19 protein-coding genes are annotated in these 23912 nt (G+C 48.0%); 9 read left to right on the top strand and 10 right to left on the bottom strand.

The annotated features are described in order from the left end of the window. Positions 1-47 precede the first annotated feature (47 nt). Positions 48-1007: an isoaspartyl peptidase/L-asparaginase gene (locus ACR6Z4_RS18640; protein WP_479718812.1), complete on the top strand. Its 960-nt coding sequence runs from the start codon at positions 48-50 to the stop codon at positions 1005-1007. 158 nt (positions 1008-1165) lie between these two features. Here the strand turns inward: ACR6Z4_RS18640 and ACR6Z4_RS18635 are convergent, their stop codons facing one another. After that, positions 1166-3826 (bottom strand): U32 family peptidase, encoded by a 2661-nt coding sequence (locus tag ACR6Z4_RS18635; protein ID WP_479718811.1) that lies wholly within the window; start codon positions 3824-3826, stop codon positions 1166-1168. A 125-nt stretch (positions 3827-3951) separates the two neighbouring features. Then, positions 3952-4992: an N-acetyltransferase DgcN family protein gene (locus ACR6Z4_RS18630; protein ID WP_479718810.1), complete on the bottom strand. Its 1041-nt coding sequence runs from the start codon at positions 4990-4992 to the stop codon at positions 3952-3954. A 420-nt stretch (positions 4993-5412) separates the two neighbouring features. Here ACR6Z4_RS18630 and ACR6Z4_RS18625 point away from each other — a divergent pair, with 420 nt between their 5' ends. Then, entirely contained in the window at positions 5413-5835 is a 423-nt protein-coding gene (locus ACR6Z4_RS18625; RefSeq protein ID WP_479718809.1) for a Na-translocating system protein MpsC family protein, read from the top strand. Between the two features lie 6 nt (positions 5836-5841). Here the strand turns inward: ACR6Z4_RS18625 and ACR6Z4_RS18620 are convergent, their stop codons facing one another. Further along, positions 5842-6282, bottom strand: a complete 441-nt coding sequence (locus tag ACR6Z4_RS18620; protein WP_479718808.1) for a response regulator — start codon at positions 6280-6282, stop codon at positions 5842-5844. A gap of 657 nt (positions 6283-6939) precedes the next feature. Beyond that, complete coding sequence (locus tag ACR6Z4_RS18615; RefSeq protein WP_479718807.1) at positions 6940-7365, bottom strand: secondary thiamine-phosphate synthase enzyme YjbQ; 426 nt, start codon at positions 7363-7365, stop codon at positions 6940-6942. Positions 7366-7828: 463 nt separating this feature from the next. On the opposite strand from ACR6Z4_RS18615, the gene ACR6Z4_RS18610 reads away from it, so the two are divergent. Continuing rightward, positions 7829-8314, top strand: a complete 486-nt coding sequence (locus tag ACR6Z4_RS18610; protein WP_479718806.1) for a Crp/Fnr family transcriptional regulator — start codon at positions 7829-7831, stop codon at positions 8312-8314. Between the two features lie 769 nt (positions 8315-9083). On the opposite strand, the gene ACR6Z4_RS18605 is transcribed toward ACR6Z4_RS18610, so the two are convergent. Both ACR6Z4_RS18605 and ACR6Z4_RS18600 read right to left on the bottom strand, forming a co-directional pair. Then, positions 9084-10811 (bottom strand): succinate dehydrogenase/fumarate reductase flavoprotein subunit, encoded by a 1728-nt coding sequence (locus tag ACR6Z4_RS18605; RefSeq protein WP_479718805.1) that lies wholly within the window; start codon positions 10809-10811, stop codon positions 9084-9086. A gap of 518 nt (positions 10812-11329) precedes the next feature. After that, a complete protein-coding gene (locus ACR6Z4_RS18600) occupies positions 11330-11641 on the bottom strand; it encodes a hypothetical protein (protein WP_479718804.1) in 312 nt (103 codons plus the stop codon). Positions 11642-11825: 184 nt separating this feature from the next. Between ACR6Z4_RS18600 and ACR6Z4_RS18595 the strand changes: the two genes are divergently transcribed. The 6 genes from ACR6Z4_RS18595 (at position 11826) to ACR6Z4_RS18570 (ending at position 19362) form a co-directional block, all read left to right on the top strand. Next, positions 11826-12515, top strand: a complete 690-nt coding sequence (locus ACR6Z4_RS18595) for a pseudouridine synthase (RefSeq protein ID WP_479718803.1) — start codon at positions 11826-11828, stop codon at positions 12513-12515. 192 nt (positions 12516-12707) lie between these two features. Further along, positions 12708-14780 (top strand): serine/threonine phosphatase, encoded by a 2073-nt coding sequence (locus tag ACR6Z4_RS18590; protein WP_479718802.1) that lies wholly within the window; start codon positions 12708-12710, stop codon positions 14778-14780. Between the two features lie 44 nt (positions 14781-14824). Further along, the gene (locus ACR6Z4_RS18585) at positions 14825-16999 is read left to right on the top strand and encodes a PAS domain S-box protein (RefSeq protein WP_479718801.1); all 2175 of its coding nucleotides are present in this window, start codon (positions 14825-14827) and stop codon (positions 16997-16999) included. Between the two features lie 104 nt (positions 17000-17103). Further along, positions 17104-17580 carry a thioredoxin-dependent thiol peroxidase gene (gene bcp / locus ACR6Z4_RS18580; protein ID WP_479718800.1) on the top strand — a complete coding sequence of 159 codons (477 nt, stop codon included), beginning with the start codon at positions 17104-17106 and terminating at the stop codon, positions 17578-17580. Positions 17581-17932: 352 nt separating this feature from the next. Then, positions 17933-18388, top strand: coding sequence for an NUDIX domain-containing protein (locus ACR6Z4_RS18575; protein WP_479718799.1), 456 nt, complete (start codon positions 17933-17935; stop codon positions 18386-18388). A gap of 161 nt (positions 18389-18549) precedes the next feature. Beyond that, positions 18550-19362 carry an alpha/beta fold hydrolase gene (locus tag ACR6Z4_RS18570; protein WP_479718798.1) on the top strand — a complete coding sequence of 271 codons (813 nt, stop codon included), beginning with the start codon at positions 18550-18552 and terminating at the stop codon, positions 19360-19362. Here the strand turns inward: ACR6Z4_RS18570 and ACR6Z4_RS18565 are convergent. The 4 genes from ACR6Z4_RS18565 to ACR6Z4_RS18550 all read right to left on the bottom strand — a co-directional run bounded on the left by ACR6Z4_RS18565 (position 19359) and on the right by ACR6Z4_RS18550 (position 23820). After that, positions 19359-19688, bottom strand: coding sequence for a hypothetical protein (locus ACR6Z4_RS18565; RefSeq protein WP_479718797.1), 330 nt, complete (start codon positions 19686-19688; stop codon positions 19359-19361). The two genes, ACR6Z4_RS18570 and ACR6Z4_RS18565, sit on opposite strands and share 4 nt — an antisense overlap. Positions 19689-19944: 256 nt before the next feature. After that, on the bottom strand, positions 19945-21483 hold the full coding sequence (locus ACR6Z4_RS18560; protein WP_479718796.1) for a bifunctional aminoglycoside phosphotransferase/ATP-binding protein: 1539 nt from the start codon (positions 21481-21483) through the stop codon (positions 19945-19947). 226 nt (positions 21484-21709) lie between these two features. After that, positions 21710-22276, bottom strand: coding sequence for a 50S ribosomal protein L25/general stress protein Ctc (locus ACR6Z4_RS18555; RefSeq protein ID WP_479718795.1), 567 nt, complete (start codon positions 22274-22276; stop codon positions 21710-21712). 218 nt (positions 22277-22494) lie between these two features. Then, positions 22495-23820 (bottom strand): adenylosuccinate synthase, encoded by a 1326-nt coding sequence (locus ACR6Z4_RS18550; RefSeq protein ID WP_479718794.1) that lies wholly within the window; start codon positions 23818-23820, stop codon positions 22495-22497. Between the last annotated feature and the right edge of the window lie 92 nt (positions 23821-23912).

Genomic DNA, 23912 nt, shown 5'->3' with positions numbered 1-23912 from the left:
TTGCAAGGTGATTGTTATCCATCATTCCTTAGGAAGATTGAACCGATATGTCAAATGGGCAAATTCAACCCAAGCTGATTATTCATGGGGGTGCTGGCAGTTCACTCAAAGGTAAGGGTGGCGTCGAAGCCATCCGCCAATCGCTTTATCAAGTCCTTGAAGACGTCTATGCACTGTTATTAACGGGTGCCAGCGCCCAAGTTGCCGTAGTGCGGGGGTGCCAACTGCTGGAAGACAATCCGCGATTTAATGCGGGCACGGGATCGGTATTGCAATCGGATGGGCAAATTCGGATGAGCGCTAGCTTAATGGATGGCGTTGCTCAACGGTTGAGTGGTGTGATCAATGTGTCGCGGGTTAAAAACCCTATCTATCTGGCGCAGTTTTTACAAGATTCCAGCGATCGCGTTTTATCCGACACGGGTGCAACAGAATTGTTACGCGAATTGAAGATTCCAGCTTACGATCCCCTCACCGATTTGCGCTTGCAAGAGTGGATTCAGGAACGAGAAGGCAATTTCTCTAAAGAAATGGCAGGGGTCGTCGCAGAAAAAGAATTGGTTACGGATGCCCAGGCAGGGCGCGGCACCATTGGCGTTGTCGTGCTAGATAGTTATGGACGTCTGGCAGTGGGCACCTCGACGGGTGGCAAAGGGTTTGAGCGGATTGGTCGGGTCAGCGACTCTGCCATGCCTGCTGGAAACTATGCTACCGCCGACGCTGCCATCAGTTGCACAGGAATCGGTGAAGACATTATTGACGAATGTCTGGCTGCCCGAATCGCCGTGCGCGTGACCGATGGTCAGACGCTCCAGGCAGCGTTCACCAGATCGTTTACCGAAGCGCAACGCCGTAACCGAGATTTTGGCGCGATTGGCATTGATCAATCCGGAGCGATCGCCTGGGGTAAAACCAGCGAAGTCTTGCTGGCTGCCTATCACAACGGTCAACGCATGGGCGATACCCTAGAAGAAGAAACTGGAATGCAGGTAGGTTCTCTGTTCTAACTCTGAAGACTAACCAGCCATGGCATGGCTTAATCACGAGATGGATTTGAACGTGAACCCTTTGGGTTCACGTTCAAATCCATCTTCAAAATCAGCACTACCTCAGCGGTGTTCTGTATGGCGTTGTCGTCTAGAAAATGGCTGATTTCATCGACTTTTTATTGACTTTTTGCGGCATTCATCGGTCCGCGCGTTACGCCCAATTGACTCTGCAACTTCAGTCTTTTCCAAAGCTGCACCCCTGTGATCTCACTCCGCAGGAGTTGCTCATAATGCTGAATAATCTGCGTCACCTGTGACGGTGTTTCGTTGACAAATTCGATACGGAAATAGCGTAACCCTAAAGTCAACAATCGCTGCACATACTCTGCTCCAGTTTGTGCTACACCATTAAATACGGTATTGCGGCAACCTGCGTCCGCTTGCAGGATATGGTCTACGCCAGTGCGATCGCGCAAATTAACGCTATAGGTTTCGCATGGACGACCGCAATTGCGATAGTCTGTTCCGTCTGAAAGAAACGCACAAAACACGCAATGTTCCATATGAAACATCGGCATATGCTGATGAATTGTCACTTCAAACCAGTCCATTGGGCAGTACTTTAACACGTCTTCCAGTTGGGTGATATTCAGGTCATAGGACGCAGTCAATCGTTCCAGATTAAATTGCTTAAAGTAGTTTGCCGTTATGGGATTGGCAACGTTCAGCGAAAAATCTCCGACGCACCGTTCAGACGCAAAAAATTGCAATTGATCATAGTTGCGAATCAGGTAGCCATCGGCACCGCACGCACGTACCTGTTCAAGGATCCAATTTTCTCCAGGCTTGGTCACACGAGGGGGCGCGACGTAGAGCGTTGAGCAAGATGAAGGGTTAAAGGACGTGGAAGAGATGGAATTTGAAGATTGAACCAGCTGAACGGCTTCGCGGTATTTTCGAGGGTCTTCAAATTCGCAATACAGAATTTTAATCCCTGCCTGAAGCGCCGCTTTGAGTTGGTCGAGATTGCGAACCAGAACAATCAGGGCAGGCGTTTGAGAAACAAGAGAATTGTTTGAGACCTGATTCGTTACGTCTTTACGGACTCCATCCGGTACGTCATCCGGTAAAGATGGCAAAGTTGCAGCGGATGCAGGCAGGAGATCGGCAAACGAGGCGATCGCATTCAATTGCCAGCGGTTGGGTTGGGCGCGTCGGATTTCTAACTGGGCAACCAGGTCGCGGCGCAAGCGATTCAGTTCGCTAATCGGCAGCAAGACATCACCATTGAGATGACTAGTCAGGCTCGCTAAATGAAAGGGGGTATTCCCCAGACGACTAAATTGGTCGTGCAAGCGATCGCGCGTCAAAGGTTTGGTATGGGCAGCAACCAGGGGCATGGCTGATGCTACTTCAACCGTATGCCCCATCTCATCCTGAGCGATCGCCACCAGGGGCTGACCCATTTCACCATGCACTTCGATCGTGATTGGACGCTGAAATTGAGGCGTTTCTCCGGCAAAACTTTGGCGCACTTGCCGATCGAGTTCTGGATCGCTAGTTTTCCATACTTTGTCACCCACATGCACACGTTGCCAATTCAAATCACGATGCCCAAATGCCAACGTCACATCCCCACCCCGCTGCTCGACGCTATAGATGCGTCCCCCTTCCTCGGGGGCTTCCGGGTGTCCACTGTCAAACACAATACCATCGCCCGGTTTAACCGGGGCTTGTAAGTGCAACGTGACTTTACCGTGATGAATGCGCGTGACGTCGCCTAGATAGACACCCCGCTTTTTACCAAAACGAGCATGTACCAATTCCTGATTGTTGATCCCCTGAAACCACCCGGTGTAAAGTCCTCTGGAAAAAGCCATTTCCAGGTTATAGCGATCGCGGGTCGGATCCGCGTGTGCCATCTCCGATGCCGATTGGGTAACAGCCGATTGGGTAACAGCCGATTGGGTAATAGCTAATTGAGTAACATCGGATACCGCTCGATCTAATGCCTGCCGATAAACCCGTGTCACATTCGCCACATACTCTGGTGCTTTCAGCCGCCCTTCAATTTTCAGGCAACTGACGCCTGCTTTCACCAGGTCGGGCAAAACGGCTAACCCCGACAAATCTTGCGGACTCAGCAAATATTTGCGATCGCCCAAGTCTACAACCTTACCATCCGCTACCAAATCATAGGGCATCCGACACGCCTGGGCACATTCCCCTCGATTGGCAGACCGTCCACCCAATGCTTCGCTCGTCAGACATTGTCCTGAGTAGGCAACACACAATGCCCCATGAACAAACACTTCCAACGGCAAAGCAATACCTCGTTCGCCCATGTGCTGACGAATCTTACCAATGTCTTGAAGCGAACACTCCCGCGCCAACACCACCAACTGACACCCCAATGCCTGAGCAAAGTCTACTCCCGCTGCACTGGTAATCGTCATTTGCGTTGAAGCATGGATGGGAAAATTTGGGGAAAGATGGCGAATCAAACGACAAATTCCAACATCCTGAACAATTGCCGCATCGACACCCGCCGCAATCACAGCCCGAAGATAGCGTTCTGCGGCGGCTAACTCATCCGCAAACACCAACGTATTCAACGTTACATACCCCTTGACACCGCGTCGATGCAAAAATTCCATCAACTCGGGCAAATCTGCTGCCGTAAAATTTTGCGCGCGCATCCGGGCATTAAACCGCTCTAACCCAAAGTAAATTGCATCGGCTCCATTTTCCACCGCGGCCTTAGCACAATCCCAATTACCCGCCGGAGCTAGCAATTCAGGCACATAGAGAGGAGAGGAACTGGGGTGAGTGTTCATGAATGTGTTAGAAGGGGCAAGTGTGAAATACACGGTGTTGTGTGAGAGCCGCGCGGAGCGCGGCTCTCACACAACACCCGTCATCTATCCAGACGCGAAGCGCTGTAAATTGGAAATTGCGCATCTTACTTTAAGATAGCGTCCAATAATGGCTCGGCTCCAAAGCGGATAACATCGGTACAGGGTAATCCGGTTTCTAATTGTACGTGCTCGATCGCCTGTTGCGCGTCATCTTCCTTAAGATGAAAGGTGTTTAGCGCGATCGCCACCACTTTGGCATCCGCAAACGATCCCCCCGCCGCTACAACCGTTTCATAGACCGGAATTACCTTAGATAAAGGAGGAATAGGAACATCCCTAAAATTGTAAATGTGGGTTTGACCGGCTCGATGCACTAAGACCAGGTGCGTTGGCTGACTGCCGCGCATCAAGGGTAAGGTGGCAGTAGATGCCGGATTCATCAACGAACCCTGACCCTCGACATACAACACATCATGGTCAACGCCATACCGCATCACCAGTTGCTCAACGGCACCCGCTGCAAAGTCAACCCGTACAGCATCCAGTGCCACCCCATCATGCCCTAACATCAAGCCCGTTTGCCCCGTCGCAATCAACCGCGATCGCCAGCCGCGTTGCAAAGAGGCTTTATGCAATTCAATACTCGTAGACATTTTGCCCACACTCATATCGGTGCCAACCGTGAGAACCCGCAGACACGAGAGCGATCGCGCCTTGCCACTGCCAACCTTCAATCCATCAGGTTCCTGCCGCACATCCCAAATCCATTGATCGGGTCGGAGCAACGCCATTAACTCTAGATCACGAGACATCGGCGTGTGTAACCCATTCACAATCGATAACCCAGCAGCCACTGCCTGTTTCACCTCCTGCCACCACGCATCAGGCAATGCACCTCCCGATGGGGCGATCCCAATCGTCAATACATCTGGCTGATAGGGCAGCACCTCGGCAACAGAGGCAACGATCGGCACATCACAAGGAATGCCAGTAATTTCTGACAGAGATCCTCCGGCACATTCATAATCAATTACTGCCACAATTGGAATATCGCTATACCGTAGTAAAGAAAGACCTGTCTTTCCTTTAGAATTTCGCAATCCTTCGTGGAGTAAAATCGCGACCCTGTGATTTGCCGTCAGCATAGTTGAAATCGGAGAAGAACTGCTATAGAGTAGCAGAGCTTCAGGTGGTTTTCGAGTAACCAGCTACAACAAATACTTAATTTTTTAGCATTGCGTCCGGCAATATATCCTAAGGACGAAATTTTCTCGTTTTTTTTCGTGCTCAAAATATTCCTTCGGGTTGCTGTTCTTAGAACTTTTGCTACAGTATCGTTAACGTATTAGGTTCGTAAATTTGCACGTATCCAATACGTTTGGATTCAAGATTGCGATCGAGTTATTTCTTCGTTTCGGATCTATTTATGTAATTGGGCTGGAGTGTTATCACACTATCCCAATACTTTGTTGCTGTTTTAATTTACATTGCTATCAACGACTGATTGAATCCTGTGGGTTCGATCACTTGTTTGTAGCTGTCTGAATTTCTTCGGAGGCTTAAGGATGACTGTATCAGTTCCAACAAGTGGGCAAGTAGAGCGATCGCTCGCCCAACGAATTCAATCGTTATACAGAGATCAACTGGGGCATCGAACAGGTAAGGTAACGTGTCAATTATTTGATTCAAAAGTAGCGATTGTGATCGAAGATTCTATTACTCAACCCGAGCAGCTTCTGGCTCAAGGAGGAAAAGAAGAATTGGTTGAACAGTTCAGGCTTGACCTGGCGCAAGCTATTCAACCCCAAGTAAAAGACATTATTGAAGAAACCCTGCAAGTGCAGGTTTTAGATCTACTCAGTGACGCCACCTTGGAAACGGGACGCACTGGCATTATTGCTATTTTGGATGGTGCACCCTCTGTCCGCAATCCAAACACCATTCCCAAAACAAAGATCAAGTCCACCCGTCTTTCCAAAGCAAGTTAGCAGCGCTCAAACACTTGCTTTATGAGCCATCAGCGAATTTAGATGATGCCAGATTCTCACTTCTAACTCTTCCAGGTCATAGGGTTTTCTGACATAGTCACAAAAGCCTTCCAGCAAGAGATTATCTTGATTATCGATTCCAGAAAGAGCCGTCACCGCTATGACTGGAATATGTCGAGTATGCACATCTTGGCGAAGCTGGCGCATAATCTGAATGCCATCTAAGCCGGGAAGAATAATGTCTAGCAAGATCAGATCGGGTTGGTAAGTTTTTGCTTTAGCCAAAGCTTGCATCCCATCCACCTCAACTAACAACTTGCAGTTCAGCGGCTCTAACACATAGCTCAGTAATAGCAAGTTATCTGAATTGTCATCGACAGCAAGAATCGTCGCTGCACTATTGCAAGAGTGATGTTGGGCTTGACTTAAGCGCGGTATAGTACTCATACCTCTCCCATGCTCCTCGTTTATGGAGAAATGTATCTCTGACACGAAAGAAGCAGTCTTTGCAAGGAAAAAGCTTGCTACGGGACTGGTTCGCGCAACGACCTTATCAAGTCAAATGTCTTATCTGAATTTAGAGTCGAGATAAAAATATTGAGCTGAGTTAAGAGATTGTAGCGGGGGAATCTCTCTTACATTGTAAGAACTCTTATATAAGTCTCAGTCTACACCAATTATCACTATTTAATCTGAAAAAAGCCAAAGCCCTAGAGCAGCGGCGCTTTAACCGTCCTGTCAGGAGATTTTTATTTGCAGCATTAAATTAGTGACAGCTTGAGTAAACCATTAATTAATTCTTAAGCATTGATTCAAATTGGTCAAGTAGTTGGAATACACTTTTGTCCTGTTTTAGTGTTGGATTTTACTCTACTCAATACCAAACTCTGAAAGCTGATGGACTGACAAAAGTGCCAGAAGGCGCATTCCACCGTAGGAGAAGGTTTTGCCGAAACCGAAAAGAATCGGGTTTTATTAAATCCAAGATCTTTACTATCCGGAAGAGCAAAGATTTAGCTGAAGAAGGGAATGGTAGATGCACCCTGAACTGAATCCCTGGCACATGCCAGGGATTTTTTATTGCTTGTGTAGAGTCAGCAGAAATTAGACACCAATTTCTCCACTGATATGAACAACTAATTCCCGTGTATGCCCAAAACTACGATGCTCCCACACGTAAATACCCTGCCAGGTGCCCAACAACAACCTGCCGTGGGCAATGGGTATTTGTTCAGACGTGTGGGTTAAAACAGTGCGGATGTGGGCAGGCATATCATCGGGTCCCTCAGTGCTATGGATGTAGGAATTGCCTTCGGGCACCAGCTTTGCCAGAAAATTTGCTAAATCTTTTAATACATCAGGGTCAGCATTTTCTTGGATGATCAGACTGGCAGAGGTGTGGCGTAAAAATAAATTGCACATCCCTGTTTGAATCCCAGATTCAGACACAATGGAAGCAACTTTTGCCGTAATTTTGTGCAAAGATTTGCCATCCGTCCGGATTTTGAGCAATTGTTGATAATAAGGCATCGATCGGGTTCCACAACCTATTGAATTTGCTTTTGACTAGCTTTATTAATTCAAAAATGGGCAAGCTAAAGAGTGAGATCAGGTTTTCTGAACTATATGCATCCGCCTGAATGTTGCATTTGTCTCTGACCCAATGTGAACATCGATAGAATTTGTATCAGCACAGATGGGGTTGCATCCCAAACCTTAGGGTACACCTTAGTTGGCGATCGCATTTTCTTAAAAGGATGCTTATATCAGGATTGCAACATATAGTGTTGCGAACTCATTTATTTTTTTGAAAAAATACCTATTAAAATCAACAATACTGTATTCCTTCAGGCAGGTAGTGCAGCCCTACCTAAAATTGTCTGGGAAGAAAGTACATTTTAGACTTAAGATTTAGAGTCTCAGATTTGTCAAGAGAATTGCCAATCTCAGCGTTTCGGCTGGAGTTCCCTTAAAGTCGTTCCATCCCATTTTTATGCTGACTAGCGTCGATCGACTACTGTTTGTTAGAGGCGTTCCTATTTTTACCGAGCTGCGAGACGATTTTCTCGTTCGCCTGGCGTCTATTATGGACGAGCTATCGTTTTCGACGAAACATACCATCTTCACCCAGGGTCAAGAAGGGCGATCGCTCTATATTCTCGTCTCGGGTCGAGTTAAGGTGCATATTGGCGATCGAGAGTTAGCTCAACTCGACAAAGGGGCTTGTTTTGGGGAAATGTCACTCTTTGATGCCGAACCCCGTTCAGCATCAGTTACCACGCTAGAACCCTGCGAATGTCTCGTCTTAACCCAACAACAGCTCTACGAAGCGATCGATGAAACCCCAGGTATTGCCGTCAACATTATTCGGCTCCTATCGCGCCGCATTCGAGAATTAAATATCAAACTAAATGCCCATCAAGATGGCATTGTCAGCCGCTTGCCAGCGTACATCAGCGAAAAACTAGCCGAGCTATAGGAAGAAATTTCCTCCTCCTGTAGCTAATCTCAAATGGGTTGTGAGAGACGCACCCCTTCGGGATACACCTCTCACAACCCTAGATCGTACAAATCCTGTAGGACGGCTATAGGTTTAAGGAAAAAGCCACAGTCTGGCAAGACCATGGCTTTTTCCTTCAGTTTTTTAATTTTTTTCAGTCCATCAATCCACTACTTTAATAAGGCCACTTCGAAGCCCATCAAAGACACGGTCGATCTGTGTTCTCTCCGACTTACTGAGTGAATCTTTGGAGAGTAATACGGACATGAATCGAGATTGATCAGTACGTGTGATCCGCTTCGTTGTGAAGATACGCTCCACAACCTCATCAATAGCCGCTTTCGGTAGATCCACTTGCATTTGCACCGAGCCAAATCAAATTTAGCAATCCCTCTACACTTATTAGTGTGAGCGATCGCCAATAGACTGTCATTAACTCAGATCACCTCTATTGAGTGATATTAATCACAAATACGTACCGCTCGCTGAGGTAAACACCAGAGCGAGTTCCAATCGATTAGTAAATACTACAGAGATACGGAGCCAGATTCCAAAATTCACTTACGTAATTCCTGCCACCTATCATATCCGTACTTCCAGGTAGCAACAAGGGGGTTTCACCCCACACAACGTTAGGATTACTGATCCCTGACGTTGACGCCAGTGATTTAGGCTATGAAATGTGGTGAGAGAGCGGCGCTCCGCGCCGCTCTCTCACCACATTTCATAGCTGGATTAAGCAATGCCATCAATATTTTCTTTCTTGGGGTTCAAACAAAGTGATAGCAACGGGACGATACCGCAGATCAATTCCTGCCGCAGACGAATATGCCATCGTATGCTTTAAAAAATTAGCGTCATCACGATCGGCATAATCTTCCCGGCAGTGCGCTCCTCGGCTTTCCTGGCGGTTTAAGGCACTTGTTAAAATCATTTCGCCCACCGTCAACAGACTATCCAGTTCCAACGCTTCAATAATCTCCGTGTTCCAGAGCTTTGCTTTGTCATCCAAATACACCCGTTGTGCCTGCTGCCGGATCGTTTGCAACTTTTCTAGCCCCTCCCGCATCAGCGCTTCCGTACGGAAGACGCCACAATGATCGGTCATACAGTCTTGAAACGCTTGCCGCACTTGCGCAATACGATACTCTCCCGATCGCTGGATCAGATCCTGGAGAGTTTGTTTTGCCGCTGTTAGATACTGCTGTTCGTTAATATCGGGGAGCTTGCGATTTTGTACATAATGGGCGATCGCCTGTCCCGTGCGCTTGCCATAGACCACACATTCCAGCAGCGAATTACTACCCAGACGATTAGCCCCATGCACAGACACACAGGCGGTTTCCCCAGCCGCAAAAAAGCCTTCGGTTAAGCCTTCTGCACTACTGCGAACCCGCCCCTCTGTATTCACCGGGATGCCACCCATGGAGTAATGAACGGTAGGACGCACAGGAATCGGTTGATGAACCGCATCAATTCCCACTAAGCGATGGGCTTCTTCCCAACAAAATGGTACCCGACTCATGATTTTTTCTTTGCCCATGTGCCGCAAATCAAGATAGACAAACGGACCTCCGGCACGACCATCGGTGTGGATTCCCCGTCCAGCCCGAATTTCTTTCGTGATCGCCCGCGACGTGATATCACGGGGAGCCAGCTCCATCCGGCTGGGGGCATAGGTTGACATGAAGCGATCGCCGTCACTGTTAATCAGATAAGCCCCTTCCCCCCGTACCGCCTCCGAAATCAACACCCCAACCGGATATAAACCCGTGGGATGAAACTGAACGAATTCCATATCTTCAAGGGGCAAGCCCACAGCCGCCGTCATTGCCAGCCCATCACCCGTCGAAGCAAAGTCATTGGAGGTGGTATTAAAAACGCGACCATACCCCCCCGTGGCAAACATTACCGCCTTTGCCCGTACCACCTCAATCTGCCCATTGAGAATGTGATACATGACAATACCTTTTGCCTGACCTTCCACAAAAATCAGGCGCATGACGTACCACTCATCGTAAATCGTGACGCCATAGCGCATCAAATTACAAATGAGTTCATGCAGAATCGCATGACCCGTTTTATCGGCAGCGTAGCAGGTGCGGTTGTGAGAATGTCCGCCAAACGCTCGCTGGGCTATTCGACCATCGGGTAAGCGAGAAAACAACACCCCCATGTGTTCCAGATCGATCACAACATCAGGGGCTTCCCGCGTTAAGATTTCGACGGCATCTTGATCGGCTAGATAATCTGAGCCTTTGACCGTGTCAAACGCATGAGCTTCCCAGTGATCCGCAGAATCAACATTTTTCAGGGTGGCTGCAATTCCCCCCTGTGCAGCAACAGAGTGAGATCGGATCGGGTGGGTCTTAGCCACTACTGCCACGTTTAACCGAGGATCGATGCGAGCAATTTCCAGGGCAGCGCGCGAACCGGCTAAACCGCCTCCAACGATAATAACGTCATGCTCAATCATAGTTAGAGCTTATCTAAAAAGAACTTCAAACGAGGTTGGGTCGATCGCCGTTGGAGATTTACAAGATAGAAATATCCCCATTCGTAGGGTGTGTTAGGCATTAGCCGTAACGCACCACAGGCATTTTATTTTGAACGCACGTCATACCAATTTTTTATGAAGACGTGCCAAACCGATGACCCCCTGTAGTCCCCCTTGGCAAGGGGGACGGCGACAGCCGGGGGTAAATCAGGCGCAGCCTCACATAAAAACGGTATCACTTGACTAACCTAGCCAAACTCGGCAAGATGTGGCTCTGCGGCATCCCTAAAGACGCCACAGATTCAAAGAATTACGCTGATCTCAAAATTTTGGCGATCGCAATTCAATCAAACAAATGTTTTGGGGTATAGAAACGAGTGCTTTATCAGCATTAAATTTTAGGGTTGCGATCTCTAATCACGCTCCCTGAAACCTCGGAGGTTTGCAAAACCTCCGAGGTCTAACATATCCCGTCAGTCCACTCAGTGACTTTGTTTTTAACCTGCGGCTTGAGCAGGGCGTTGAGTCGGATTTGGGCTGGCTTCAGACTTTTTTTCGAGCACAGGATCAACTGCCGAAAATTCAATGTGATTAAGCAGTGTGGTGACAAAGGCAAATAGGAGGAAAGGTAAGGATAAAACCAGAATCAAACCGACGGTCGCGAGTGCATAGATCGGACGACTCGCCCCCATTAATGCGAGAGCGGCTGCCAAACTTAAGAAAATGACAATTAACCAGACCACAATCTGACCGTAAATATCACCGAACGATAACGTGCAGACAAACCGATATTTTTGTATGTTATTCATGACCTTGCCACCAATGACCATTAGAGATCTAAATTAGAGCGCAGGCAGAGGTTTGAGCAATCAACCTTAACCTTTTTTACGGTATGCAATCTATCTTGAAGATTGTTCGTTACAGAACATCAAGAGTTTCGGTTGAAACCCCTTAAAATATTAAGAAACTTATAGTTTTGGATCGTCAATCGCCGTGCCGTATCGTTACGTACTGTTTTATAAGCCTTACAATGTTTTAACTCAATTTGGCGATCGCTCTATACCTAAAACGATAGATCTAGAGACCGCAAAACCTCAACCATTGAGCTTAAAAAACTTTATTTCTATTCCAGAGATTTATCCAGTTGGCAGATTAGATCAAGACAGCGAAGGGTTATTATTGCTGACAAATGATGGAGAATTACAACACTATTTAACCGACCCAAAATTTCAACATCCCCGCACCTATTGGGTACAGGTTGAACATCATCCTCAAGATATAGATTTAGAACCATTGCGTCAGGGAATTGCCATCCGCACTCAGGGAAAAACCTATCAAACCCGACCCGCAACGGTAACATTACTATCTAATGAACCGACCTTGCCTCCCCGCAATCCACCAATTCGCTTTCGTAAAACTGTTCCCACCAGTTGGTTAGAAATTACCTTAACCGAAGGGCGCAATCGTCAGGTTCGCCGAATGACAGCAGCCATCGGGTTTCCCACTTTAAGATTGGTGCGCGTGGCGATCGCCCATTTGCGCTTAGAGGGTCTAGAACCGGGTCAGTGGCGTGACCTGACTTCAGAAGAATTAAAGTGTTTAATAGAGATAAGGGGAAAAGGGAAAAAAATGCAACATCTTTTACCGCATCTCCCCCCAAGAAAACGCAAAACACATAGATAACTGTTCCAGATTCGGCTATTCTGGGTACTCTAGGGGGGTCTATCCCTAATACGGGTTTTCAGACATTTCGTGTAACCTGGACACAAGATGACTCGTAGGGAGTTTCTGAATCGCTACTGAACTTTAGTTTCTTCAGCTTGGAATTAAATCTAATCCCTGCTGCTCACTACGGGAGTTTAAGGAAGTCCCAAGATGCTTGTCTGTCCTCAATGTCAGTTTGAAAACCCAGATAGCAACAAGTTTTGTCAAAAGTGCGGGACCTCTCTATCAGAGATTACCTGTCTTGGCTGTGAAGCGTCTGTCCCAGTCGATTTAGAGCATTGTCCGCACTGTGGCGCACCAACGGGAGTTGTCTGGCGTGCGATTCTCTCCATTCCAAAAAATGGAGAAAATTTGTTGACGTTGGGCAAATATCCCCTCTGCAACGAGCACCCGGACGAAGTAGTTTCAGAATCGGCAAATCCTGCCCTGGAAATTACCCTGCCAGCAAACTATTATCTAGACGACCAAGAGCGCTATCGCCTACTCGAACCGTTACCCGAACTGCCGATTGAGCAAAATGGCGCAGAAGTCAGGGTATTAGACTGCAAACCCTTTTATCCCTCGTTGCTGGAAACCTTCTACAAATGGAAAGGAGAGGTGCCAGAACGGATAGAGCCTGCCCCCAAGCCAGGTGTTGAGCCAGCGTCTGAAACCAATGCTATTCCTGCGATCGCCAAAATTTACTTAAAACTTCAGCCGGAAACCTACCCCTCGTTGCCTCAAGTCCATGATGCATGGCAGCAAAATGAGTGGATCGTGCTGTTACTGGAAGATCGGGCGAGTCTGCCCTCACTCTTAGCGTTTTGGCATGATCCCGACACATTGCCCCTGCAAATTCTCTATTGGATGCATGAGATTGCGGGCTTGTGGATGGTGCTGGAATCCCAAAAAGCCTGCCGCAGTTTATTAGAATCCACCAATTTGAAAGTCGATGAAGATCAGATTCTTTGTCTTCAACGGCTCTATTTTGATGACGTCGAGGCTCCGCCCAGTTTGAAAGATTTGGGACAAGCCTGGTTATCCTGGTTTGAGCAAACTCATCCCCCAGGAACTGAAAAGCTAGTCCATATTTGTGCCGACCTGATATCAGGGAAAATCGCGGATCTAGAACAATTGCACGATCAACTGGAGGCGATCGCCAATGATTTGCAACCCGATCCCGTCAGAATGGGGCGTGAAGAAGCGCAGCCACCCTTACCAGACGTGTCGATTTCTGAAGATGAAACGGAAGTCTTAATTCCCAAGCTATTGCCACCGTCCAACAAAGCGGCTGAACCCGTTGTAGCAACAACAGCCATGCCTCCGGCAAGTGCAACGCTGTTAGAAGTCTCTGAAGCAGAAGATGATCTGGTTGGCGAAAATGACGACATCCCAACCGTTGTCTTGCCCATGAAGCTGATCAGCATTGAAGATGTCGGTCGCAGTGATGTCGGTCGCCAGCGCGATCACAACGAAGATCTGTTTCATATCCAGGCAGATCTAAAAAAAGTAGAAGGACCTACCGGGCAAACCCTGCAATTTAAGGGTCTGTATATTTTGTGCGATGGCATGGGTGGACATGCCAGTGGTGAAGTTGCCAGCGCCTTAGCCGTTGATACACTAAAACAATATTTCCAGACAAATTGGAAAGATCGCTTACCTAGCGAACCCGACATTCGCACGGCAGTCTATCTGGCAAACAAAGCCATTTTTGATTTAAACCAACAGAGCGATCGCTCTGGAGTTGGGCGCATGGGCACAACGCTGCTGATGGTTTTAATCCAAGATACTCAGGTGGCGATCGCTCATGTAGGTGACAGTCGTCTCTACCGCTTTAGCCGCAGACATGGGTTAGAACAAATGACTGCCGACCATGAGGTCGGGCAACGAGAAATCCATCGCGGAGTTGAGCCAGATATCGCCTATGCCCGCCCAGATGCCTACCAACTCACCCAGGCACTCGGACCGCGTGATGAAAACTTTGTTAATCCAGACATTCAGTTTATTGAGCTAAACGAAGACGTATTGCTGCTGTTATGTTCCGATGGTTTGACAGACAACGATCTGCTGGAAATCAACTGGCGCACCCATTTAGAACCCATGCTGAGCTATCAGAGCAGCCTTGATCAGGGGATCAACCAATTAATGGATCTGGCAAATCAGTTTAACGGACACGATAATATTACGGCTATAGCAATTCGTGCCAGAGTTCGACCTAACCTGGAACAATTGAAGCGAGCATAGTTTCTCAACTTCGCTCATTTTGGCGAAGTTTAGTAATCTTGATTGTGGCTGTTCAATTCCAGATTTTGTTTAATTTATTTTCGGCTCGTCTGTCTCGGCGGATTACGCTCTGGGTTTTCCTCAGCATTCTGTTGGTCGAGATCATCATTTTGATTCCCTCTGTCCATCGGCGACGGCGGGAAGTATTGACGCAGTTTACAGCGGTTGCCTCGGCAATGGTCAACGTCACGCTGAATTTGCTACCTCCCGAAGCAGATCAGACCTTGCTGTTGGCGCAAACCAAACAATTGATGAAAAATCCACTCGTTTTGGGTGGAATTTTGTATGACAGTACAGGCGCGACGGTGGGGAGTTTTGGAGAAGTTCCTCGGATTTCGTTTGCTGCCGCCAACCAGGGTCTTTTAGGACGCGATCGCGATGATCGCCCGATCTACGATATGCCCTGGCAGATCACCCATGCCCAGAAAAATTATGTGCTGGTCTTACGGCTCGACACCACAGAGATCCGTCAAGAAACCTATGCATTTATCGGACGCATTACGGTTTTAATTTTAATTATTGCGATCTTCGTCACGATCGCCACGATGATTACGCTGGGTTCGACCTTGATTGAACCCATTTATCTATTACGGGAAGATTTACAAACCGCAGGCGAAGCTGTTAGCAACGGTCAGAGAAAACCAAAATTTCGTTCGTCTGAGATCTCGCGGAACGATGAACTGGGCGAAGTGATTACGGCATTTGAACGGATGTTTCAACAAGTATCCGATGCGATCGCTGAACGCAAACATTCCGAAGCAGCACTCCGCCTATCCGAAGAAAAATTTGCTAAAGCCTTTCGCGCTAGCCCTCACCCCGTCGTTATCAGCAACGCTAAAGAAGGACGATTTATTGAAATTAACGATAGCTTTATTCACCTATTTGGCTATACCCCTGACGAGGTGATCGGACGCACGGCAACTGAACTGAACTTGTGGATTGATCCCAACGATCAGCTACGCCTGTTTCAGCTTATCCAACAGCATCAACGAATCCGCAATCAAGAATTAGAGTTACGTCACAAATCTGGCAAATCGTTGACCATTTTGTTTTCGGCAGAGATGATGACGCTGAATGGGCAAATTTGCCTGCTGACGGTTTTAAACGATGTCACCGAGCGCAAGCAAGCACAAGAAGCCCTCCAGGAAAGTGAAGAACAGTTTCGCACCCTGGTCGAACAAGCTGCCGATGCTATTTTTGTGATTAATGCCCAGGGCAAATTTGTCGATGTGAATCAACAAGCCTGCAAAGATTTAGGATATAGCCGCGAAGAATTACTCAATCTATCCGTCGCAGACATTCAAAAACAATTGCCTGTGGGTGGGTTTGAGGCACTCTGGCAACAACTGAAACAAGATGAAGCCATCACACTCAACGGCATCCATCAGCGAAAAGATGGGAGTTGCTTTCCCGTAGAAGTGCGAGCCGATATGTTTGAAGCCAGAGGTCAGCTGTTGGTCTTGGCAATTTCACGAGATATTAGCGATCGCAAGCAAACCGAGCAAGCCCTGGAACGATTAGCCGAAATTGGCGAACTGGCAGCCATGATTGTGCATGAGGTGCGCAATCCCCTAACCACCGTCCTGATGGCATTACATGCATTTGGGCATCTCGACCTGTCTGATAACGATCAACTGCGGTTGTCGCTGGCACGCGAAGAAGCCGAGCGCTTGCGCCGCTTGCTCAACGAAATTTTGCTCTATGCCCGACATCCCCATCTCACGCTTAAACAGCTAGAAATTAACAGCTTCATTCACGAAGAGTTGCTTGATTTTGTCGGTGCTATGCCAGCCGCCGCAGGACGCAGTATTCAGTTTATCCCAACTGCCGAAACAACCTATATTCTGGGCGATCGCGACAAGTTAAAGCAGGTTTTTATCAACCTGATCTCAAATGCCTGTGAAGCAACCCCCGACGGAGAAAAAATTACCTGGCAGATTGAACGCAAGCAGCAACCCGATCAAGTTTATATTGGCATCCATAACCCAGGCACCCCCATTCCTGCCGATATCTTACCGAAACTAACCCAACCCTTTTTCACCACTAAACCATCTGGAAATGGTCTGGGTCTGGCCATTGTCAAACGTCTGGTAGAAGCTCACGGCGGCGAATTTCAGATTGAGTCCACGGCGATCGCCGGAACCACGATGAAAATCTATCTACCCCTTGTTCCGCATTGAGGCGATAGTCCCCATTCGGTTAATAAAGTGTCATACTTTGAAGTGGGTTTTCTCTTGAAAACGTAAAGCTGCTCTCTAAACTCCTACGCTGGCGAGGTTCTTGAATGGTTCTGAAACCTGGCGATGATGCTCCAGACTTTACGCTTCCAGATGCGAACGGCGATCGTGTCAGTCTTGCCGATTTTCGGGGTAAATGGGTTGTCCTCTACTTTTACCCCCGTGATAACACTCCCGGCTGCTCCAAAGAAGCGTGTGGCTTCAAAGCCGCCTATCCTGATTATCAATCCCAAAATGTAGTTGTACTTGGCGTCAGCACCGATGATGCCAAGTCTCACACCAAGTTTGCAACTAAATTTGAGTTGCCGTTTTCCCTACTATCAGACACCGATGCTGCTGTTTCCACAGCCTACGACAGCTATGGGCTGAAAAAGTTTATGGGGAAAGAATATATGGGTGTTAGCCGAAATACTTTTTTGATCCGACCCGACGGCACGATCGAAAAAATCTACCTTAAAGTGAAACCAGAAAGCCATGCCATACAAGTTTTGGCTGACCTGGCAAGCTCAGCCTTAGGAAACTAGTGTTGCAAATCCTAAATGGTGCAGCATGAAGTGGAGGCAGTGCTTCCACGCAGGGGCTCTACCCCTACACCCCAGTGCAACATTGAGGAGCGTGAATTCGGTTTGTGTTGTGAGGCGCGGCACCGCCGCGCCTCACAACACAAACTTACAGATGATTAAATCTATAATCCTTAGGATTGAGTCTATTAGTTTAGAGTAGGGTGTTCTCAGGTGAATTTGGGTTTATGCCTGATTTAACGTGAGAGCGGGCAGTTTTTCCTGCGGAAATGATCCCATTCTCAAGGTCAATGAGGTTGATCAACCCAATGTAGAGGTTTTTGCTGTCTATTCATTGAAAAACAACACGTAGCCTATGAAATGGTTGTGGCACTATATACAATCTGCGATAGGACTTATCCTCCGACATCCTGTCACGGGAACGAGCATTATCCCAGTGTTACCCAATGGTCAAATTGTATTGATTAAGCGGCGGGATACGGGACGGTGGGGCTTACCCGGTGGCATGGTGAATTGGAGGGAAGATCTAAATACATCGGTAGAACGAGAGTTAGCGGAAGAAACGGGCTTGGATTTGGTTAAGGTCACCCGGTTGGTCGGGGTTTATTCTGCCCCCGATCGCGATCCTCGATTTCATTCGATTTGTATTGTGATTGAGGTAGAAGCTAAGGGTACTTTGCAAATTCAAGACACGCTTGAAATTACTGATGTCAAAGCATTTGCTCCGACTGACATTCCCTTAGGCATGTTGTCTCACGACCATGATCAGCAATTGCAAGATTACTTTACTGGACTAACGACGCTGGCTTAATTGAGAGTTGCCCTGCACTGTTAGTGGTTCTGTCGCTGCCGCTGGGTGCAGGCAGAGCGGCTCAACGGATGTTCTTAATTTAGTTAGTATATTTGGGCACAGATACCCTACCATTTGAATACTAGCTTTTCCTATCTCGACGTCTGAACCCCACATTTAGGATGACTCTACCTGTTCGCAACTCTCGAATTCGCCTATCTCAAGGACAACTATTTTGTCGTGAGATTGGGGACGGAAAGGCTGTTTTGTTTCTGCATGGTTCCTGGCATGATGGCAGCCAATGGCTATCGGCGATGGAGCAATTAGGTTCTAAGCAGCATTGTTTTGCTCCCGATCTGTTGGGCTGCGGCGATTCGGAACACCCCAAAATCAACTACTCGATTGAGTTACTGGTCGAGAGTTTGGCAGAATATCTGGATGCCGCTAAGGTTCGAGATGTGTGGCTTGTGGGTCATGAAGTTGGTGGTTGGGTTGCGGCTGGGTACGCCCTGCGATATCCTGCACAGGTTAAAGGGTTGGTATTGATTGGGGCAGAAGGGGTCAGTGTTGAGGGTGCCCAACACCGATGGACATGGGAACGCTGGTTAACGGCTCAACTGCCCGTCTTACCCTGGGTCTTGCGATCGCTATTTCCCATTGCTCGTCTCCTGGGGCGTCATCAGCGCATCAAACAACTGCTGGACTTACAAAAACAACTCCGGCGATCGCCTGCAACCTGTCAGCTTTTGTTTAACCGTCGTCAAGTCGCGATTCAAGCTGAGTTGCTCAATGATCGGATTTCCTGGCTCAAATTACCGATTTTGATTGTGCAAGGAGAACGCGATCGCTCAATCGCTACTGCGTTCAATCAGGTGTATGCCCAAGCACCCAACGCAAAGTTCCACCTGATTCCTGATGCAGACGAACAGTTATTGGAAACGTCACCTGAAGCGATCGCTCAAGAAATTCAAGAGTTTTTAGATATTACAGATTAACGCCGCCGCAATCCCCGTCGCCGCCTGGAGACGAACCAGCCTCTGCCTTTACTTTGGGCTTCCGCTTCGTCTGCTTTTCTCGCTTTAAATAACCGGGGCAGACGCTTTTGTGCGCGTGTAAAGGGATTATCGGTTTCACCCTCTGAGGTATCTTTTTTATCGGTTGACTGATTTTCAGTCTTCACATACGCCGCAATTGTGCCACCGGCGATCGCAGCCAGAGCACCTAACAAAATACTGGCGGCAGCTGAGTAGTGCAGCAGAAAGAAAAACAGCAGGAAAACGATCCAAATCTGTAATGCGATGCTAAATCCAGTTTTGAACACGGGTTAACGCCAACGAACGGACTGTTATTTTGACAACCTATCCGACACATTAATGGTTCCTTCCCTGCGGATAGGAAAACCCGTGTCGCTTAGGTCTGACTAGAGGTGAAGCGATCGCTAACCATCTTATCCCAATTAGAAACCAGCGGCGTTAACTAGATCGTCACCCAGGTTAGGATTACATGTCATTGTTTTTGAGAGAGCCACGGCTCCGCCGTGGCTCTCTCAAAAACAATCAGGGTTAAACCCATGATCGTTAGGACACGGTCGCAAAACTCAGTTGGGGTTCCACTGGCTGGGTTGTGTCAATGGTGTGCAGATACGCTTGTTCTGCCTCAGTAAAGGGTTCTAAATATTGCTGTGCCAGTAAATCCGCAGTGGCATCTGCAATGTCACCCGTCCGTTGGTGCAGGCGATCGCGCAATATATCCAGGGGGGCAGTGCAGTGAACGATGTGGAAAGGAAGGTGGTGAGCCGTTGCCTGGGCGATCGCTGTTGCTCTCAACGACTGGCGATCGTATTTTGCATCCAAAATAACGCGGTATCCCTGCTGTGCCAGCATGATCCCCAATTCCAACAACCGCGCATAGGTTTTCTCGGTCATTTCAGGGGTGTAGAGATCAGCATCACCCCGTTGCTCTAGCGGAATCCCACCCAGATGTTTGCGCACAGCATCAGAGCGAATATGAATCGCATCTAACCGACTGGCAAGTAAGCGAGCCGTCGTGGTTTTGCCAGACCCCGACAAACCTGCCATCAACATCAGTTCGCCTTGCTGAGGCTGGAGCGCTTTCCAGGCAAGGGTATAGTAGGGAGCTGCTGCCTCACTCGCTTGTTTCTTATCGGCGTCTGACACAGCCGGATCATTCAACAGAAATGAGGTCACTTTTGCTCGCACATAGCTCTGCCGACTGACATAAATGGGCAAGACTTGTAACCCTTCCCAATCTCCCGTTTGCTCTACATAGGCATTGAGAAACACGGCACTCAAACCGGGGCGTTGGCGAATTTGCAAATCCATCACAATGTAAGCGATGTCAAACATGACATCGACAAAGCGAAAAGGCTCGTTAAACTCAATGCAATCAAACAAATACAGTTGATTGTTCCAAAAACAGATATTTCTCAGATGGATATCGCCGTGACATTCTCGAATCCAGCCATTGGCACGTCTGCTGGCAAATAATGCCTGTTGCTGGGTAAAGAAATCATCGGTCCGTTGGCGCGTTTCATCAAACTGTTCTTGAGTTTGAGGTCCACCAATGTATGCTTCAGTCTGTTCGTAGTTCTCATCAAAATCATGGCGAATACTGGGAATTTCGCCAAAACTGCGAATGTAGTCACTGGTTGCAGCGTTGGCATGAAACTGAGCGATCGCCTTTGCCAAATCAACTAAAACAGACTCCGTCAATTCTCCCCGGTCAAACAGACTGGTCAACAGGGCATCTTGAGGAAACTGCCGCATCTTTACCGCATACTCTACCGGGTCGCCGTCGGTTCCAAGATAAAAGCGATCGCCCGCTTGCATAATGGCGACAACCGCCAAATAAAGAGCAGAGGCTCCCCGTTGATTGAGCCGCAATTCTTCGTTACAAAAGTGATGCCGCTTTTCTAACGTCGAAAAATCTAGAAACCCAAAATTAACTGCTTTTTTGACCTTATAAGCATACTCACCCGTCAGAAAGACGTAGGAGATATGGGTCTGGAGAAATTGAATAGGCTCTTGCACCGGATGAGGATAAAACTCCGGTTGCATCATCTGTTGAATTAAAGGCGGCAGGGAAATCTCTGTCATAAGTCAATCGGTTGAAAATTTTGAAAATAGAGCAATTCTCAAGGGCGCGAAGTCCAAGGTGTTGAGAGAGACCCGTCATCTAGCCCGATGCGAAGTGCTGTAAATAAGCGCTGGAGAGCTTTTCGGGAAGGTGGATTACCCTACAACTGGCGCTACTGAAAAGCCAGAGGTGTTCACCCCTGGCTTTCAAAAAGGATTTGACTAGCCGACAGCTAGTGCCCTAACCCTACGCTTCACCTCTGCCTTGCAAGACAGAGACAATGACGCGATCGCCTTCACCTACGGAGGCAACCCCTGTCGGTAGTTTCAGGTCGCTCACATGCAGCGCATCACCCACATTCATATCTGAGACATCAATTTCAATAGACTCAGGAATTGCATCAGGCGCACATTGCACTTCTAATTCTGTCAAAACCACATCCAGCGTACCGCCATAGGTTTTCACACCTTCTGACTCACCCACCAGATGCAGGGGCACGGTTACTTTGACACTTTCTTGAGTGCCAATCGAGAAAAAGCTGAGGTGATAAATCTCAGGCTTCCAGGAATGGGTTTGCACTTCTCGCAGCAGCGCTTTGCCGCTCCAGGGCAAATCAGGAATATTAACCTGAATCAATGTGTTATTGAGAGACGCTTTTTTGACCAACAATTCTGCTGACTTATTGCTAACGGTTAAAGCAACCGATTCAGCACCACTATGCCCATACAGTACGGCTGGTGTTTTTCCTGACCGACGCAGTGCATTTGGTTTACTGCCCGGATCGCGTTTTTGGCATTCGATCGTGAGTTCCATAGGAGCTACTTTACTAATGAGACAAACTACAACAACACTTCAAATCAACTAAGGATCGAGAGTTTAATAAACCCAAAGCTCTATGTTTTGCAAGCGCGGCTCCGCCGCTGCCCTCAAACAAGATTAGGGTTATTTCATTCCTGATCCTGATTAGAATCGTGGATTGAATAAAATCGCAGTTCGAGTTTTATCGAATCCTCGATTCTAAAGGGTGCAGATTAGACCGCACTATTGCTATACAGCAACGCTCGCTTAGGTCCGTGGATCGGGTCTTCTACGATGATGGTCTGATCCCGACTGGCACCGAGTGAAACGATCGCGATCGGCACTTCCATCAGCTCTGCCAGAAACTTGAGGTAATCCAATGCTTGCTGAGGCAAATCTTCGAGGGTGCGACAGTTCATTGTAGACTGTTTCCAGCCTGGGAGCGTCTTATAGATGGGTTGGCAACGGGCAAATTGACGGGCACTGCGAGGCAAATCTTCGCAGGGCTTACCATCTAGCTCGTAGGCAACACAGACCTGGATTTCATCCATCTCATCCAACACATCCAGTTTGGTGATGGCAAGACAGTCTAAGCCATTAATCCGCACGGCATACCGCCCGATCACCGCATCAAACCAACCACAGCGACGTTTGCGCCCGGTCGTGGTACCAAACTCAGCACCGCGATCGCACAACTGTTCGCCCATTTCACCTTCTAGCTCAGTGGGGAAAGGACCTTCTCCAACTCGCGTTGTATAAGCCTTAGCCACCCCAATCACCCGATCGATGATGGTTGGTCCAATCCCAGAACCGATGCAGGCTCCCCCCGCAACGGGATGAGATGACGTGACATAGGGATAGGTGCCATGATCTAAATCCAGCAACGTTCCCTGGGCACCTTCGAATAAAATATTGCGTCGCTGCCGCACGGCTTCGTAGATCAGCAATGAACTGTCTACCACATGAGGGCGCAATCGTTCTGCATATTCTAGGTATTCTGCAATTACCTCTTCCGGGTTAAGAGGAGGCAAATTATACAGTTTTTCTAAAATGACATTCTTATAGTTAATTGCCCAGGTCAGTTGTTTATGAAGCCCTTTCGGGTCCATTAAATCAATGATCCGAATGCCTGTACGCTCGGATTTGTCAGCATAAGTTGGACCAATGCCGCGCCCAGTGGTGCCAATCTTGTGGCTCCCGCGACGCTCTTCGGACGCCAGGTCAATCATGCGGTGGTAAGGCATGGTGACGTGAGCCGTTTCCGAAATCAGTAGATTTTTCGTTGAAACGCCTAGCGATTCCAGTTGATCCAGCTCTTCGATGAGAACTTTGGGATCAATGACAGTTCCACACCCAATGATGCATTCTGTATCGGGGTAGAGAATCCCTGAGGGGATGAGGTGAAGCTTGAAGGTTTGCTCTTTAACGACAACGGTGTGCCCTGCATTGACACCGCCCTGATAGCGGACAACCACATCTGCCGATTTACTCAGCAGATCTGTGATCTTTCCCTTCCCTTCGTCGCCCCACTGGGCACCAATTACAACAACGTTAGCCAAGGGTTAAATCCCTAGAATCCATACACACAAACTACAATTATCAGTAGTTGAGGCTACAACTGTCAACATTTTTGAAGAGGCTTCTGTTGACA

This window comes from Calyptranema fuscum S582, assembly GCF_055793305.1.
The sequence above is the reverse complement of the archived record's forward strand: the minus strand, read 5'-3'. Positions and strand labels throughout refer to the sequence as shown.